Source organism: Streptomyces lonarensis, assembly GCF_012033735.1.
Lineage (GTDB): Bacteria > Actinomycetota > Actinomycetes > Streptomycetales > Streptomycetaceae > Streptomyces > Streptomyces lonarensis.
In genome coordinates this window covers 1-16017 of the sequence record NZ_JAAVJD010000019.1, presented here as the reverse complement: position 1 = coordinate 16017, position 16017 = coordinate 1, and the positions used below count along the sequence as shown (strand labels likewise).

At 73.4% G+C, this 16017-nt stretch carries 10 protein-coding genes; 2 read left to right on the top strand and 8 right to left on the bottom strand.

Going from position 1 to position 16017, the window contains the following annotated elements; genetic code table 11:
* Window positions 1-127: 127 nt before the first annotated feature.
* Window positions 128-3010: a vitamin B12-dependent ribonucleotide reductase gene (locus tag HCN56_RS04770; protein ID WP_167968204.1), complete on the bottom strand. Its 2883-nt coding sequence runs from the start codon at window positions 3008-3010 to the stop codon at window positions 128-130.
* Between the two features lie 139 nt (window positions 3011-3149).
* Complete coding sequence (gene nrdR / locus HCN56_RS04765) at window positions 3150-3650, bottom strand: transcriptional regulator NrdR (RefSeq protein WP_167968203.1); 501 nt, start codon at window positions 3648-3650, stop codon at window positions 3150-3152.
* 491 nt (window positions 3651-4141) lie between these two features.
* On the opposite strand from nrdR, the gene lexA reads away from it, so the two are divergent.
* Complete coding sequence (gene lexA / locus HCN56_RS04760) at window positions 4142-4804, top strand: transcriptional repressor LexA (protein ID WP_245245915.1); 663 nt, start codon at window positions 4142-4144, stop codon at window positions 4802-4804.
* An 85-nt stretch (window positions 4805-4889) separates the two neighbouring features.
* Here lexA and HCN56_RS04755 read toward each other — a convergent pair whose 3' ends face one another.
* The 4 genes from HCN56_RS04755 to HCN56_RS04740 all read right to left on the bottom strand — a co-directional run bounded on the left by HCN56_RS04755 (window position 4890) and on the right by HCN56_RS04740 (window position 11626).
* Window positions 4890-6920 carry an ATP-dependent DNA helicase gene (locus HCN56_RS04755; protein WP_167968201.1) on the bottom strand — a complete coding sequence of 677 codons (2031 nt, stop codon included), beginning with the start codon at window positions 6918-6920 and terminating at the stop codon, window positions 4890-4892.
* A gap of 74 nt (window positions 6921-6994) precedes the next feature.
* Window positions 6995-8797, bottom strand: coding sequence for an IucA/IucC family protein (locus HCN56_RS04750; RefSeq protein WP_312871052.1), 1803 nt, complete (start codon window positions 8795-8797; stop codon window positions 6995-6997).
* A 130-nt stretch (window positions 8798-8927) separates the two neighbouring features.
* Window positions 8928-9740, bottom strand: coding sequence for a GNAT family N-acetyltransferase (locus HCN56_RS04745; RefSeq protein WP_245245914.1), 813 nt, complete (start codon window positions 9738-9740; stop codon window positions 8928-8930).
* The gene (locus HCN56_RS04740) at window positions 9632-11626 is read right to left on the bottom strand and encodes an IucA/IucC family protein (protein WP_167968200.1); all 1995 of its coding nucleotides are present in this window, start codon (window positions 11624-11626) and stop codon (window positions 9632-9634) included. Before HCN56_RS04740 ends, HCN56_RS04745 begins: the two co-directional genes overlap by 109 nt.
* A gap of 328 nt (window positions 11627-11954) precedes the next feature.
* Between HCN56_RS04740 and HCN56_RS04735 the strand changes: the two genes are divergently transcribed.
* Window positions 11955-13175 (top strand): trypsin-like serine peptidase, encoded by a 1221-nt coding sequence (locus tag HCN56_RS04735; RefSeq protein WP_167968199.1) that lies wholly within the window; start codon window positions 11955-11957, stop codon window positions 13173-13175.
* 173 nt (window positions 13176-13348) lie between these two features.
* Here the strand turns inward: HCN56_RS04735 and panD are convergent, their stop codons facing one another.
* On the bottom strand, window positions 13349-13765 hold the full coding sequence (gene panD / locus HCN56_RS04730; RefSeq protein WP_167968198.1) for an aspartate 1-decarboxylase: 417 nt from the start codon (window positions 13763-13765) through the stop codon (window positions 13349-13351).
* Between the two features lie 454 nt (window positions 13766-14219).
* Complete coding sequence (hflX, locus tag HCN56_RS04725; protein WP_245245913.1) at window positions 14220-15704, bottom strand: GTPase HflX; 1485 nt, start codon at window positions 15702-15704, stop codon at window positions 14220-14222.
* Between the last annotated feature and the right edge of the window lie 313 nt (window positions 15705-16017).

Genomic DNA, 16017 nt, shown 5'->3' with positions numbered 1-16017 from the left:
GCGCCTGCCGGTGCGGGGCGGCCGCAGCAGCTGCGGGACGGGGCACGGACCCGCCGGACGACTCGCCGCGGCGGGCGGACCTGTCCGGGTCCACCCGCCGCAACCGTGCCGCGAGGTGCCGCGTCGATCAGCTGCAGCCGCTGGTGGAGCCGCAGCCCTCGCAGAGGTAGCAGCTTCCCGCCCGCCGCATCTTGGTGCCGCAGGAGAAGCACAGCGGAGCATCGGCACTCAGACCGAGTCGGATCTCCGCCAGCTCCGTCGAGTTGTGTGCCGCCTGCGGCGCGGCAGCCGGCTCCGCCGCCGGTCGGGCCGCGGCGTTCGGCCGGCCGGGCGCCGTCGGTGCGGACTGGGAGAGGGACTCCACGTCGACCTCCTCCACGCCCGGCTCGTACGAACCGGTGTCGAGGTGGCGCTGCCGCTCCTCCGCCGAGTGGATGCCCAGGGCGGAGCGCGTCTCGAAGGGCAGGAAGTCCAGCGCGAGACGGCGGAAGATGTAGTCGACGATCGACTGGGCCATCCGCACGTCGGGGTCGTCCGTCATACCGGCCGGCTCGAACCGCATGTTGGTGAACTTCGAGACGTAGGTCTCCAGCGGCACCCCGTACTGCAACCCGACCGAGACCGCGATGGAGAAGGCGTCCATCATCCCCGCGAGGGTCGAGCCCTGCTTGGACATCTTCAGGAAGACCTCGCCCAGACCGTCGTCCGGGTAGGAGTTCGCGGTCATGTAGCCCTCGGCGCCACCCACGGTGAAGGAGGTGGTGATACCCGGGCGGCCCTTGGGCAGCCGCCGCCGGATCGGCCGGTACTCGATGACCTTCTCGGGGGCCGGGGCCGCCGTGCCGGCGTCGGTCGTGGCGCCGTCCTTCTGCTTGGCGGAGAGCGGCTGTCCGACCTTGCTGTTCTCGACGTAGACGGCCAGCGCCTTGACGCCCAGCTCCCAGCCCTTGACGTAGATCTCCTCCACGTCGTCCACGGTCGAGGAGGCCGGCATGTTGACGGTCTTCGAGATGGCGCCGGAGAGGAACGGCTGCGCCGCGGCCATCATCCGCACGTGCCCCATCGGCGAGATGGAGCGCTCGCCCATGGCGCAGTCGAACACCTCGTAGTGCTCCGGCTTGAGGCCGGGCGCGTCGACCACGTTGCCGTGGTCGGCGATGTGGGCGACGATCGCCTCGACCTGCTCGTCCTGGTATCCCAGCCGCTTCAGCGCCTTGGGGACGGTGTTGTTGACGATCTGCATCGAGCCGCCGCCGACCAGCTTCTTGAACTTGACCAGGGCGAGGTCGGGTTCGACGCCGGTGGTGTCGCAGTCCATCATCAGCCCGATGGTGCCGGTCGGCGCCAGCACGCTGGCCTGCGCGTTGCGGAAACCGTGCTCCTCGCCCAGCCGGAGGACGTCGGCCCACGCCTCGGTGGCGGCCGCCCAGACCGGGGTGTCGAGGTCGTCGCCCCGCTGCGCGATGCCGTTGGCGTCGGCGTGCTGCGCCATGACCCGCCGGTGCGCCTCACTGTTGCGGTCGTAGCCGTCGTAGGGGCCGACGACGCCGGCGAGCTCGGCCGAGCGCCGGTACGCGGTGCCGGTCATCAGCGAGGTGATGGAGCCGGCCAGCGCGCGCCCGCCGTCGGAGTCGTAGGCGTGGCCGGTCGCCATCAGCAGCGCGCCCAGGTTGGCGTAGCCGATGCCGAGCTGGCGGAAGGCGCGGGTGTTCTCGGCGATCTTCTCGGTCGGGAAGTCGGCGAAGCAGATGGAGATGTCCATCGCGGTGATGATCAGCTCGGTGACCTGCGCGAACCGCTCCGCGTCGAAGGACTGGCGGCCCTGGTCGTCGTCGCGGAGGAACTTCAGCAGGTTGATCGAGGCAAGGTTGCAGGAGGTGTCGTCGAGGTGCATGTACTCGCTGCACGGGTTCGACGCCGAGATGCGGCCGGACTCCGGGCAGGTGTGCCACCGGTTGATGGTGTCGTCGTACTGGATGCCGGGGTCGGCGCAGACGTGGGCGGCCTCCGCCATGCGGCGCAGCAGGCCGCGGGCGTCGACCTCCTCGATGACCTCGCCCGTCATCCGGGCGCGCAGCCCGAACCGGCCGCCGTCCCGCGCGGCACGCATGAACGTGTCGTTGACCCGGACGGAATTGTTGGCGTTCTGGTACTGCACGGAGGTGATGTCGTCCCCGCCGAGGTCCATGTCGAACCCGGCGTCGCGCAGCGCGCGGATCTTCTCCTCCTCCTTCACCTTGGTGTCGATGAAGGCCTCGATGTCGGGGTGGTCGACGTCCAGGACGACCATCTTCGCGGCCCGGCGGGTCGCACCGCCGGACTTGATCGTCCCGGCGGAGGCGTCGGCGCCGCGCATGAAGGAGACCGGGCCGGAGGCGTTGCCACCGGAGGAGAGCAGTTCGCGCGAGGAGCGGATGCGCGAGAGGTTGAGTCCCGCCCCTGAGCCGCCCTTGAAGATCATCCCCTCCTCCTTGTACCAGTCGAGGATCGACTCCATGGAGTCGTCGACGGAGAGGATGAAGCAGGCGCTGACCTGCTGGGGCTGGCGGGTGCCGACGTTGAACCAGACCGGCGAGTTGAACGCGAAGATCTGGTGGAGCACGGCGTACGCGAGCTCGTGCTCGAAGACCTCCGCGTCCTCGGCGGTGGCGAAGTAGCCGTGCTGCTCGCCCGCCGCGCGGTAGGTGGTGACGACGCGGTCGATCAGCTGCCGCAGGCTGGTCTCCCGCTGCGGGGTGCCGACAGCGCCGCGGAAGTACTTGCTGGTGACGATGTTGACGGCGTTGACCGACCAGAAGTCGGGGAACTCCACCCCGCGCTGCTCGAAGTTGACGCTGCCGTCGCGCCAGTTGGTCATCACGACGTCCCGGCGCTGCCAGGTGACCTCGTCGTAGGGGTGCACGCCGGGGGTGGTGTGGACGCGTTCGATCCGCAGGCCCTTGCCCGACCTGGCCTTCTTGCCGCCCTTGGTACGGGAACCCCGTGCCGGACCGCTCGTCGTCTCTGTCATGCCGCCTCCCAATCGGGCGTGGAACGCCCCGATGTGCCCCGTGCGCCGCGTGGGACGGGCGGGGCACCGCTCTGTTCTGTCAGCGCGCCGCGGCCAAGGGGCCGGAGCGCGGTGGTGTGGTGCCGGACCCGGGTCCGGCTCAGTCGGCCCGCGTCGCGCGGTCGCATTCGGCATCGGCCGGCTCCGGGGCCGCGTCGCGGGTGGACCGCAGTTCCGCGACCGCTGCCTCGAAGTCCTCCAGGCTGTCGAACGCCCGGTAGACGGAGGCGAACCGCAGATAGGCGACCAGGTCGAGTTCCCGCAGCGGGCCCAGTATCGCCAGCCCGACGTCGTGGGCGGAGAGCTCGGCGCTCCCCGTCGCGCGCAGCGCCTCCTCGACGCGCTGCCCCAGGAGCGCGAGCGCGTCCTCGGTGACCGGACGGCCCTGGCAGGCCTTGCGGACCCCGGCGATGACCTTGTCGCGGCTGAAGGGCTCGGTGACCCCGCTGCGCTTGATGACCATCAGCGCCGCGGTCTCCAGGGTCGTGAAGCGCCGGGAGCAGTGCGGGCACTGCCGGCGGCGGCGGATGGTGGTGCCGTCGTCAGCCGTGCGACTGTCCACGACCCGGCTGTCGCTGTGCCGGCAGAAGGGACAGTGCATGGGTCCGGTCTCCTCGGTTCGGAGCGGCCGTTTCGCTGCCGACCGGTGCCGGCCGCGGGGCCGCCGCGCTCGTTCCCAGCATAGGCGATCGACCGGGGCACCGAACCCCGGGGACCACTAATTGTGGGTGACGCCTCCTTGCTCGACCACTAGATCTTGGGTCGAGCCACCGAATCGGGCTCCCGGCGAGCCGGGGCGGAGTGGGAGGGGCCGTGCCGAGCATAAGGGAGTCGGCCCCGCCGGGCGCGCGGGCCTCGCCGGGGCGTGCCGCAGCAGGACCCATACACCGACCGGCATGATCAAATGAGCAGATCAATGGAATATCACTCGAACGTGTGTTTGGCGCAACCTTTCGATAGCAACTACCGTTGTCTGGCCAGGGAGTAACAGTCGAGAGGGGCGAGATGACCACCGCAGCAGAAGACACGATCACGGCTCCGCTGGCCCGCGGCGGCGGCGGACACGCGGGCGACCCGCCCGCGGCGCGTTCGATGCCGGGGCGACCTCCCGGCATCCGGGCGGACAGCTCGGGGCTCACCGACCGGCAGCGCCGCGTGATCGAGGTCATCCGCGACTCCGTCCAGCGGCGCGGGTACCCGCCGTCGATGCGCGAGATCGGTCAGGCCGTCGGCCTCTCCTCGACCTCCTCCGTCGCGCACCAGCTGATGGCGCTGGAGCGCAAGGGCTTCCTGCGACGCGACCCGCACCGGCCCCGCGCCTACGAGGTGCGCGGTGCCGAGACGCCGACGCCGCAGCCGGCCGACGCCGGCGGCAAGCCCGCGGCCTCCTACGTCCCGCTGGTGGGCCGGATCGCCGCCGGTGGTCCGATCCTGGCCGAGGAGTCCGTCGAGGACGTCTTCCCGCTGCCGAGGCAGCTCGTCGGCGACGGCGAGCTCTTCGTCCTGAAGGTCGTGGGCGACTCCATGATCGAGGCCGCCATCTGCGACGGCGACTGGGTCACCGTCCGCCGGCAGCCGGTCGCCGAGAACGGTGACATCGTCGCCGCCATGCTGGACGGCGAGGCGACCGTGAAGCGCTTCAAGCGGGAGGACGGCCAGATCTGGCTGCTGCCCCACAACTCCGCCTACCAGCCGATCCCGGGCGGCGACGCCACCATCCTCGGCAAGGTCGTCGCCGTCATGCGCCGCATCTGAACGCCGGCCCGCGCTGCGGGCGCGCCCGGGCCGAACGGCCCGGCGCCCGCCTCCGCCGACCCCGCTGCGGCAGCCGCGGGGTGTCTCAGCTGCCGCCTCCGCCGGGGGTGTTGATGGCGGCCAGCGAGCGCCGCACCACCGCGCCGTCGGCCGTGAACCAGAAGTCCGGCATCGAGGCGCGCAGGAAGCTGCCGTACCGAGCGGTCGCCACCCGGGGGTCGAGCACGGCGACGACGCCCCGGTCCCCCGTGGCCCGCACCAGCCGCCCGGCCCCCTGCGCCATCAACAGCGCCGCGTGTGTGGCCGCCACGGCCATGAAGCCGTTGCCGCCCGCCTTCTCCACGGCACGCTGCCGCGCGCTCATCAGCGGATCGTCCGGCCGGGGGAACGGCACCCGGTCCATCACCACGAGCTGGCAGGCGGGACCGGGCACGTCCACCCCCTGCCAGAGCGAGAGCGTGCCGAACAGGCAGGTGGCCTCGTCGTCGGCGAAGGCACGGATGAGTTCGCCGAGCGTCTCCTCGCCCTGCAGCAGGACGGGGACGTCCAAACGGCCGCGCATCGCCTCGGCGGCGGCGCGGGCGCCCCGCATCGAGGAGAACAGCCCCAGGGTGCGGCCGCCGGCCGCCTCGATGAGCTCGGCCAGCTCGTCCAGCATGTCGGTGCGGTCGCCCTCCCGCCCGGGGGGCGACAGCGTGCGCGCGACGTAGAGGATGCCCTGCTTGCGGTAGTCGAACGGCGACCCCACGTCCAGCCCGCGCCAGCGCGGCAGTTCGGCGACACCCTCGGCGCCCTGCTCCGGCGCGCCCCCTTCCGGCAGCACCGCCTCGCGACGCAGCCCCACCGAGGCGGCCACACCGTGGAAGTCTCCGCCGAGCTTCAACGTGGCCGAGGTGAGGACGACCGAGCGTTCCGCGAAGAGCTTCTCGCCCAGTTGTTGCGAGACGTTGAGCGGAGCGACCCGGAGCGACGCCCCGTAGCGGTCGTGGCGCTCGTACCAGACGACGTCGTACTCGGAGCCGGCGAGGACGCGTTCGGCCACGTCGTGCACGGTCTCGATGGAAGCGCGGGCCTGGCGGCGCACGGCGTCCTCGTCCTGCGTCCCGGCGTCGCGCGACCCTCCCAGCTCCGTGATCGCGCTGCGCGCGGCGTCCCGCAGCAGGGCCAGGGCGTGGCCGAGTTCCTCCGGGACCTCCTCCAGCCGGCCGGGGAGCGCCAGCTCCATGATGCGTTCGAACTCCTCCCCCGCGGCCATGAGCTGGTCCGCCGCCTTCTCGTCGATCAGCTTCGACGAGCGCCGCACGGCCCGGGAGACGCCGCCCGGGGCGAGCTCGCCGGTGGCGACGCCGGTCACCCGCGAGACGAGTTCGTGCGCCTCGTCGACGATCAGGACCTCGTGCTCGGGCAGCACCGGCGCGCCCTCGAGAGCGTCGATGGCCAGCAGCGCGTGGTTGGTGACGATGACGTCGCTCAGCTTGGCGCGCTCACGCGCCGCCTCGGCGAAGCAGTCGGGGCCGTACGCGCAGCGGGTCGCGCCCAGGCATTCGCGGGAGGAGACGGAGACCTGCGACCACGCCTTGTCGGAGACGCCCGGGGTGAGGGCGTCGCGGTCCCCGGTCTCGGTCTCGTCGGCCCAGTCCCGCATGCGCAGCAGGTCCTTGCCGAGCTTGCTCGACGGACCGGAACCGGCCTCCGCCGCGGCCTCCAGCGGGTCGAAGAGGGCGTCGCCGTCGTCGGAGGGGACGCCTTCGTGCAGCCGGTGCAGACAGAGGTAGTTGGAGCGCCCCTTCAGCGTCGCGAACTCCGGGCGGCGGCGCAGCAGCGGGTGGAGCGCTTCGGTCAGCCGCGGGAGGTCCCGCTCGACCAGCTGGCGTTGGAGCGCCAGCGTCGCGGTGGCGACCACGACACGCTCGCCCTGCGCCAGCGCCGGCACCAGGTAGCCGAGCGACTTCCCGGTGCCGGTGCCGGCCTGGGCCAGCAGATGGGTGCCGTCCGCGATGGCCTCGGCGACGGCACCTGCCATCGCGGTCTGCCCGGGACGTTCGGTGCCGCCGACGGCCCCGACGGCGGCGTTCAGCAGGTCGGAGAGGCTGGGATCGCCCGATGGTGCGCTCATAGGGCAGCCACCCTAGCCGCTGCCACCGACACTCCCCGGCCGTCCGCCACCGCCCTCGGCCGTGCCCGCGGCGCTCAGCCGTGCAGCGGGTTGGGGATGGTGCCGTGGACCGCCGCGTGCGGCCGCTCGGACCGGTCGCGGTACCCGTCGAGGTGGAGGCGGTTGCGGTTCAGGCAGAGCCGGTCGATTCGCGCGGTGAGCATGTCGAACGTGTCGTAGCGCTCCTTGAGTTCGGGGAACCGTTGTTGGTAGCGGAGGATCTCCGCGCGAACCTGTGACCAGAACTCGTCCTCCCTCACCCCGAGATGCTCCTCGCACAGTGGAGCAAGGTAGCGGTAGACGCCGACGAAGAGCCCGGAGTGGATGAACTGGGTGAGGAACGCCGGGGGTTCGGTCAGCAGCACCGCCCGGACGTCCTCGGGCATGTGGTCGAGCTCCGGAAGGGCCTCGGCGCTGATGTTGACGTCGTCGACGAAGTCCTTCACCGCCAGCCGCACGGGCACGTCGTCGGCGTCGAAGACCACGATGGTGTTCTCGCCGTGCGGGGAGAAGACGGTGCCGTAGCGGTAGAGGAAGTGCAGCAGCGGCGGGAGCAGGGCCGCCTGCAGCCGCGCGAGCCACTCCTGGGGCTGCAGCCCGGAGCGGCGGACCAGCTCACCGGTGAGCGGGTCGCCGTGGGCGTCGGTCGACAGCAGCGACGCCAGCGTCCGGGCGCGCTCCCCCGGCTGCAGGTACGGGGCGACCGGCTCGCGCCAGATCGCGCCGAGCAGTTCGCGGTACTGGTAGGGCACACCGGGCAGCGCGTCGTACAGCGGGTGGCGCACCGCGACGGAGGCGGTCTCGCCCAGGAGCACCGGCCGGGTCTCCTCGGCGAGGAAGGGGTCCTCGTCCCGCAGGCGGTGCATCCAGGCGGTGACCGCCGGTGCCGCGAGGGTGCGCTCGGTGGGCAGCCCGCGCCAGACCAGCGTGTTGAGGATCGACAGCGGCAGTTTGACGCTGCGGCCGGTGGGCCGGTCCGCGTTGACGAAGGTGCGGATGGACTGCTGCGCCAGCCGCCGGACACCGTCACTCGGCAGCGGGATGAGCAGCCCCTCGGCTATCTGGCCGGCGAAGAGGGGGGCGATCGTGTTGTCCCACTGCCAGGGGTGGACCGGCAGCCAGAGGTAGTCCCGGGGGTCGGCGCCCGTGGCGCGCACCGTGTCGGCGAACAGCTCCCTGGTCGCCTCCGGCAGTTCGTCGGCGTAGAGCCGGGCGGGGTCGTCGAGCGCGGCCACCCCCCGGTAGGTGGCGAGGTCGCGGTGGACCGCGAGCCACGGCAGCCGGTGGGCGCGGCGGGACTCCGGGGCCCAGTGCGCGGCGTCGGTGGCGGAGAAGCCGACGCGGCCCTTGTTGGCGATCAGCCAGGGGTGGCCGCTCTGGTGGCCCTCCAGCTCACCGTAGCCGAGCTCCGCGAGTTCACCGACGGTGGCGGCGCCGGCTGCCAGCGACGCGTCGGCGCTGAGGGTGGCGGTGAGTTCACGGATGAGGTGCCCGGTGGTGTCGCCGGTCAGGCCGAGGAGGGTGTCGTGCGTGCGGGCCACGAAGGCGAGGGGGTCGGCCTCGGGGCCCAGGGAATCCGGGTCGACCGACCAGTGCCCGTAGGCGCCGCGGCGGGCGCGGAACCGGTAGGGCGGCCCACTGTCGGGGACCGCCAGCTCGTAGCGGTCCTCCCCCAGGGCGACGGGGTGCAGCACCTCCTCGTAGGAGAGCTCGCCGATCATCTTGGCGAGGAGGTGGCGGGCCGCGTTGCGCCACTGGACGGCGGTGGGCGCCGGGGCACCGGGCGCGGCATCGGGCGCGGCGGGGGCGGGAGCGGAGGGGACGGGATCGGGGGGCACGGGCGCTCCTTCGGAGAGGGTGACGGGGACGTCGGGCGGCCGGTGGCGACACGTCCGGCGCGGCCCCGCCGACGAGCGGACGGCGGGGCGCGCGGGGTGCGGGCTTCGGTGCGGTGCGGGCGGGCGCGGGTCAGCTGTCGCGGTCCCGCACCACCAGCGCCGCTCGCTTGTCGGGGAGTTCGCTCTCCTGGAGAGTACGGAATCCGGCGCGGTGGAATGCGGCGATCGAGCGGACGTTCCGAATATCGGGCTCCGCAACGAGACGACCGCACCGCGGACGGTGTTCCAGGACGAGTTCGGCGACCGCGCGCAGCAGCGCCGTGCCCGTGCCGCGCCCCCGGTCGGCCGCGGCGCCGAGGAGCAGGTGGACGCCGGTGTCGTGCGGACGGGCGGGGTAGTGGCGGGCGAGGGGGTCGAGGTCCGCGCGGTAGATCTCCCAGTAGCTCATGGGCCGTCCGTCGAGCGTGCCCAGACACGGCACGCTGCGCCCGTCGCCGTCGAGTTGCGCGCGCAGATGCTCGGCGGTGCGCTCCGCCGGCCCGTCGAGCTCCCAGAACTCGGCGGTGACCGGGTCGTTCATCCACCGGACGAGCAGCGCCAGGTCACGCTCCAACACCACCGGCAGCAGGCGGAACTCGCCGTGCGGCGTGGCCGCCGGGCCCCAGCGGTGGACGGCGTCCAGTAGTTCCGAGCCGGCGGGCTCGGGGGCCGGCATCGGCAGGCCGGGCGCCCGCCCGGGGGTGGGCGGGAGCTCCACCGTGTCGTCCTCGGCGCGGCCGGCCGGCCGCCCTTCCGCCGGTACCGGCCCGGTGCCGCCGGGTGGCGCGGGGACGGTCACCGGGTCACCACCGGGTTGGGGAGGGTGACGTACACCGACTGGCCGTCGACCGGGCCCTCCAGCTCGTCCATGCCGTGGAGCCGGGTCAGGAGGTTGGCCTTGCAGCGCAGCACGTCGCGCCCGCCCAGCGCCGCCGCGAAACCGGAGGCCGAGGTGGCACCGTCACCCCGCGCCGGATCGGTCAGGAAGTCGCGGAGGGTGTCCAGCAGCGGCCGCTCGGGCGCGATGGACTGGCTGCCGAAGGCGCCCACCAGTCCGAGGACGTTGTTGATGCCGAGGTAGTAGAGGAACCGTTCGTCGGCGACCTCGTCCGGGACGAAGGTGTCCGACAGGGAGCCGATGCCCAGGAGTTGACCGGAAAGCGCCCGTCGGTGGCTCTCCCGGAAGTAGTAGCCCTGGTTGTCGCGGTACCAACCGCCGTCCGGCAGGCCCTGGGCGTCGAGCCGCACCACGGTGTTCTGCTGGTGCGCCTCCAGTGCGATGCCTCCGACGGCGTCGAGCCACAGCGCCGGGCGGACCACCGTCTCCAGGTAGCGCCCGAACCACTCCACGGCGACGTCGGTGCGGGACCGGCCGGTGGCGAGCGCCCGGTCGGCGACGATGCGGGCGAGCCGGGAGGTGAGACGGCCGGGCTCGGTGTCGGGCCAGGGCCTCGGGGCGGTGAGCGCGGCGACGCACTGGGCATCGGTGGCGGGCCCGAACGGGTTGTCGCGGATCACGAGGTCGAGCCCGGGCACCGGAACGCCGTCCGGGTCGTCGACCGCCGCCCAGGCCGGGTCGCGCAGCACGTCGAACCCGGCGCCCGCCGGCTGCGCGGCGCGCCAGCGTGCGCCGACCCCGGTCTCCAGCAGCCGGTGCACCTCGACCCCCCGGTGCAGTTCCTTGCGGAGGTTCTCCCGGCGGGAGTTGGTGATGCGCAGCCCGAGGGACAACTTCAACATCACCGGCGAGCCCTCGCGGTGCACGGTGCGCACCGAGGAGGTGGGCGACCAGGGCGCTCCCAGCGGACCGAGGTCGTGCAGCAGCCCCGCGCGCAGCAGCCGCGCCACCCCGGGGCGCCGCACGACGTCCCGCGCCTGCCACGGATGGAGGGCCAGCGGCAGGGTGTCGGGCGGGAGCGGGAGGGCGGCGCCGGCGGCGTGCGCGAGGAGTTCCCCGGCGCCGATCGGGGTGCCGGCCGGGGCGGTGAGCGCGCTGTCGCTCGCATACGCCGAGCGGTGGACGGCGAACCAGTGGAGCGGGAGCGCGCCGCGCAGCTCCGGGGAGCTGTCCGCGGCTTCGTGGCCGGTGAGCCCCTCACGGCTCTTCGGCGTCGGGTGCAGGGGGTGGCCCAGCAGCAGGCTCTGCTCGCCGTCGAGGAAGGGAACCGTCCCGGGCGGCGCCTCGGGGGCTGCCCGGCGCGCGGCGAGGAACTCGCCGACGCGGCGGGTGGAGTCGGCCACCCGGCCGAGCAGCTCGGTGTGCACCACGGCGGGCGGACGGCCACCGGCGTGGTCGGTGCCCTCGCGCACCAGCAGCGCGGCGAGGGTGACGGCGTCCACGGGCGCCGCGCCCGCGGGGGCACCGGTGAGCACGGGCGGGCCGAACCGGTGGTGCCCGGTGGGGGACCAGTAGCGCACGGCCACCGAGAGGGTGGTGCCGCTGGCGGGCAGGGGCACCGTCAGCCGACGCGCGCCGGGGCGCCCGCCGCGGGGCTCGTGGGCCGCGTCGGGGTCGGGGACCAGGCCGGTCTCGCGGACCCAGCAGCGCAGCAGGTTCTCCGTCGCGGCACTGTCCGCGACGCGGTCCGCCTCGGGGTGCTCCAGGGGGTCGGGGCCGTCGGGGTCGGTGGCCGGCGGCGCGGTCGGCGCGGGCGCGACCGGACCGCGCCCTGCGGTCGGCGGCGCGGTCGTGGTGGCGGAGGCGGTTTCCGCGGTGGGAACGACGCCGGAGGGTGCCGGGGCCTCGGGAACGGCCCTGGGGGTGGGTCCCGGCTCGGGGCGTGGGTTCATGGGTGTGCGGCACGGCCGCCGCGCCGGCCCGGGGGCAGAAGTCGGCGGGGCAGTCCGCGCCTCCCTCCTTCGTCGACTGGTGGCGTGTGCGCGGACGCAACTGGCCCGTACCCGGCGGGGGACGGTTCAGCCGGGCAAACGACGCTCCCGGCGTCCGAACACGGCCCTCGTCGAAGTTCTTTTCCTGGTGCCGCGGGGGGAAACGGGAACCGGGGACCCGGCTGTGGCCGTCCCCTGGGAGACCGGCATAGTGGGGACATCCCACAGCCGCTGGACCTGCCGCCCGTCGCCAGGTCCTCCACACGTACACCTCAGGGGGAGTTGGCTCATGTCATCGATTCGCAGGGGACCGGGGCGCCGCAGGGCGGCCGGGGCCGCGATCGCCGCGGTGACCGTGCTCGCGCTGACCGCCTCGGCGTGCGGGCCGGGCGACGACTCGAGCGATCAGGGCAAGAACCCGACGGAGGACGCCGCAGGCGAGGGCGCCGGAGGGGGCGACCGGCTCGGCGAGCTGATCGACCGGCTGCCGATCGAGGTCGACGTCGAGCAGTGGAAGGACGGGGCCTGGGCCGACTGGGACTCCGAGAACTGGCTCCGCGAGGCCGGCGAGTACATCGGCATCATCATCGAGGACTTCTGGGACCGCGAGCGCATGGAGGAGGCGGGCGGCCAGGAGAACTCGGTGGACGAGAACGACATCGAGGAGGAGGAGTCCGCCCCCGAGACGGGCGACCCCGCCGAGGACCGCGGCGTCACCGACCCGTTCCCCGCGCCGTACCAGGCCGACCGCGCCGCGACCCCCTACAGCCAGAACAACCCGGGCGTCGGGAAGCTGTTCTTCGAGACCCCCGAGGGCACCGGGGTCTGCTCGGCCGCTGTCGTGCAGGACCCGGACAACCTGGGAGCCTCGAACCTCGTTGCCACCGCCGGTCACTGCGTCCACGCCGGCGTGGAGGGCGGCTGGTTCCGTCAGGTCATGTTCGTGCCCGCCTACAACGACGGCGGTCAGGACTTCGTCGACCAGCCCGCGGAGAACCCGTTCGAGCAGGTCGCGCCGTTCGGTCTGTGGTGGGCCGCCGATGTGGCGACCACCAACTACTGGATCGAGAACGGCACCATGGACGGCGGCAACGGCGCTCACCAGGACTTCGCCGTGCTGCGGGTCGAGCAGGAGGAGGGCGACGGCAGCTCCCTGGAGGAGCAGACCGGCGTCGCCTACGAGATCGACTTCGACGCCCCGGCCGTCGCCGGCCTCGGCACCCTGCAGAACTACGGCTACCCGCAGTCCGAGCCGTTCGACGGCGAGGTCATGCACAGCTGCACCGGCGACCCGACGCGGCTGTCGCTGGACGCCGCCGAGCCCGTGATGTACGTGCTGGGCTGCACCATGACCGCGGGCTCCTCCGGCGGGCCGTGGCTTACGGCCGACGGCGGCGAGCCCCGGCTGGTCTCCGTCAACTCCATCGGCCCGGTGACGAGCACCTGGCTGGCCGGGCCGCGGCTGGACGCCTCGGCCGAGGAGGTCTTCGACGTCATCCGCCAGGGCTGACGCCGGGGGCGCACCTCCCAGCGGCGACGGGACGGGCCCGCGACCACCACGTCGGCACGTGGCAGGTCGCGGGCCCGTCCCGTGTGTTGTCCCCTTGGACCGCCCGGACGTCGAGCCGCTGCGTACCGCCACCGGCAACGGCGCTTCGGGCGGTCAGACGCGGGCCGGGGCGGTCAGACGCGGGCGACCGAGAGCGGGCTGCGCTCGGTGCCCTCCGTCGGGGCGGAGGGGTCGGCGCCCAGCTCCACCACCTTGTTGCCCGCGTCGACGTGCACCACGCGGGGGCGCAGCGAGCGCGCCTCCGCGTCGTCGACCTGGGCGTAGCTGATGAGGATCACGAGGTGGCCGGGTTCGACCAGGTGCGCGGCGGCGCCGTTGATGCCGATGACACCGGTGCCCCGCTCCCCCTCGATGACGTAGGTCTCCAGGCGGCTGCCGTTGTCGATGTCGACGATGTGGACGAGTTCCCCCGGCAGCAGGTCCGCGGCGTCCATCAGGTCGGCGTCCACCGTCACCGAGCCCACGTAGTGCAGATCCGCATGGGTCACCGTCGCGCGGTGGATCTTGGACTTGAACATCGTGCGCATCATCGAGGTACTCCTACACCTAGGCTCCCTGCCTGCTCCTTGCAGGTCAGGGGCGATCCGGTCACCCGGCGAGGGCCGGCTCACCCGGGGACGCGCCCCGGGCACCACCCGCGTGGGAACCGCTTGCCGACGTCGTCGGCGCGGGTCCGCCGTGGCCGGGGCCTACTCCCCCGGCCACGGCGGGCCCGTCTCGACGTCGGTGCAAGCCTACGCAAGCGCACCGGGACGCGGCCGTGACCGCCGTCACTCGGGTCCGGACCGGCGCCGGCCGGTGTCAGGGGCACGGCCGCCGGCGGCAGTTGCCGGGGCTGGGAACGGCCCGGGAGGGCGGACCGCGCCGTTCCGCCCCGCCGGCGTCCGGTGGCTCACCGGACGGACGGGGCGGTACCGACAGGGACGGGGGTGCGCCGTGCGTCGCACGGTGCACCCCCGTCTCGCCGGGTGGGTCGGGTCGCCGTCAGACCGGGACGCCCGCCGCGGAGCGGAGCTCCGCGGCCAACTCCTCGTGGACACGGGCCCACAGGCGGGTGCCCTCGCCGGTGTGCTCCTCCTCCAGCACCTCACCCTCGCTGTGCGCGCGGGAGACGAGCGCGCCGGAGGTGTACGGCACCACCAGGTCCAGCTCCACCGCCGGGCGCGGCAGTTCGTCGTCGATCCGGGCCAGCAGTTCCTCGATGCCCGCGCCGCTGTGGGCGGAGATCACCATGGAACGGCGCTCGGCGCGGACCAGCCGCTGGAGGACGAGGGGGTCGGCGGCGTCCGCCTTGTTGATGACCACGATCTCCGGCACCGACTGGGCGCCGACATCCCGGATGACCTCCCGCACGGCGGCGAGCTGCTCCTCCGGCGCCGGGTGCGAGCCGTCCACCACGTGCAGGATCAGGTCGGAGTCGCCGACCTCCTCCATGGTGGAGCGGAAAGCCTCGACGAGGTGGTGCGGCAGGTGCCGCACGAACCCGACGGTGTCGGCCAGCGTGTACTGGCGTCCGCTGGGCGTCTCCGCCCGGCGGACGGTGGGGTCCAGGGTCGCGAACAGCGCGTTCTCGACCAGGACGCCCGCGCCGGTCAACCGGTTGAGCAGCGAGGACTTGCCGGCGTTGGTGTACCCGGCGATGGCCACCGACGGCACCTTGTTGCGGCGCCGCTCCTGCCGCTTGACGTCCCGGCCGGTCTTCATCTCGGCGATCTCGCGGCGGAGCTTGGCCATCTTCTCGCGGATGCGCCGGCGGTCGGTCTCGATCTTGGTCTCACCGGGGCCGCGGGTCGCCATGCCGCCGCCGGAGGAACCGGAGCCGCCGCCGCCCATCTGCCGGGAGAGCGACTGACCCCAGCCGCGGAGCCGCGGCATCATGTACTGCATCTGCGCGAGCGCCACCTGCGCCTTGCCCTCACGGGACTTGGCGTGCTGCGCGAAGATGTCGAGGATCAGGGCGGTGCGGTCCACCACCTTGACCTTGACGACGTCCTCCAGGTGGATGAGCTGGCCGGGGCTCAGCTCACCGTCGCAGACGACCGTGTCGGCGGCGTGCTCCGCCACGATGTCGCGGAGCTCCTGCGCCTTGCCGGACCCGATGTAGGTCGCGGCGTCCGGCTTGTCGCGGCGCTGGGTCACACCGGCGAGGACCATCGCGCCGGCCGTCTCGGCGAGCGCCGCCAGCTCCGCGAGGGAGTTGTCGGCGTCCGCGGCCGTACCGGAGGTCCACACGCCGACGAGGACGACGCGCTCCAGCCGGAGCTGCCGGTACTCGACCTCGGTGACGTCCTCCAGCTCGGTGGACAGTCCCGCGACGCGGCGCAGCGCGGCGCGCTCCTCGCGGTCGAACTGGTCGCCGTCGCGTTCGGCGGTCAGTGCGCTCCAGGAGACGTCCTCCTCCATCAGGGCGTCGGCCCGGCGGTCCGTGGTGCGGGGCTGGTTCTCCTGAGGGGCTGAAGAGTGGGTCAACGGGGTCCTTTCGTCCGGTCGAGCCACGCCCCGTCGGCCCTGGCGGGCCGACGTGCGGGGGCGCGGTCTCAGTGACAACGCGTGGCCGGTCGGTGGGATTCCCCGGGCGGCCTCGGATTCCATGGTGGCACGGCGCCGATCGCCCGTCACCCGGTTTCCCCCATGGCGGACGGGCGAACGCCGGGGTCCCGCGCCGCGCGGCGACGCGTGGCCGGCAGTGCTGCCGTCCCGGGGTCGGGCGGTCGCGATCGCCCGCCGCCACCCTGGGTCACCGTGGCGGCGACTGGCACCCGCGCGCCGCGCCCCGCGGCGA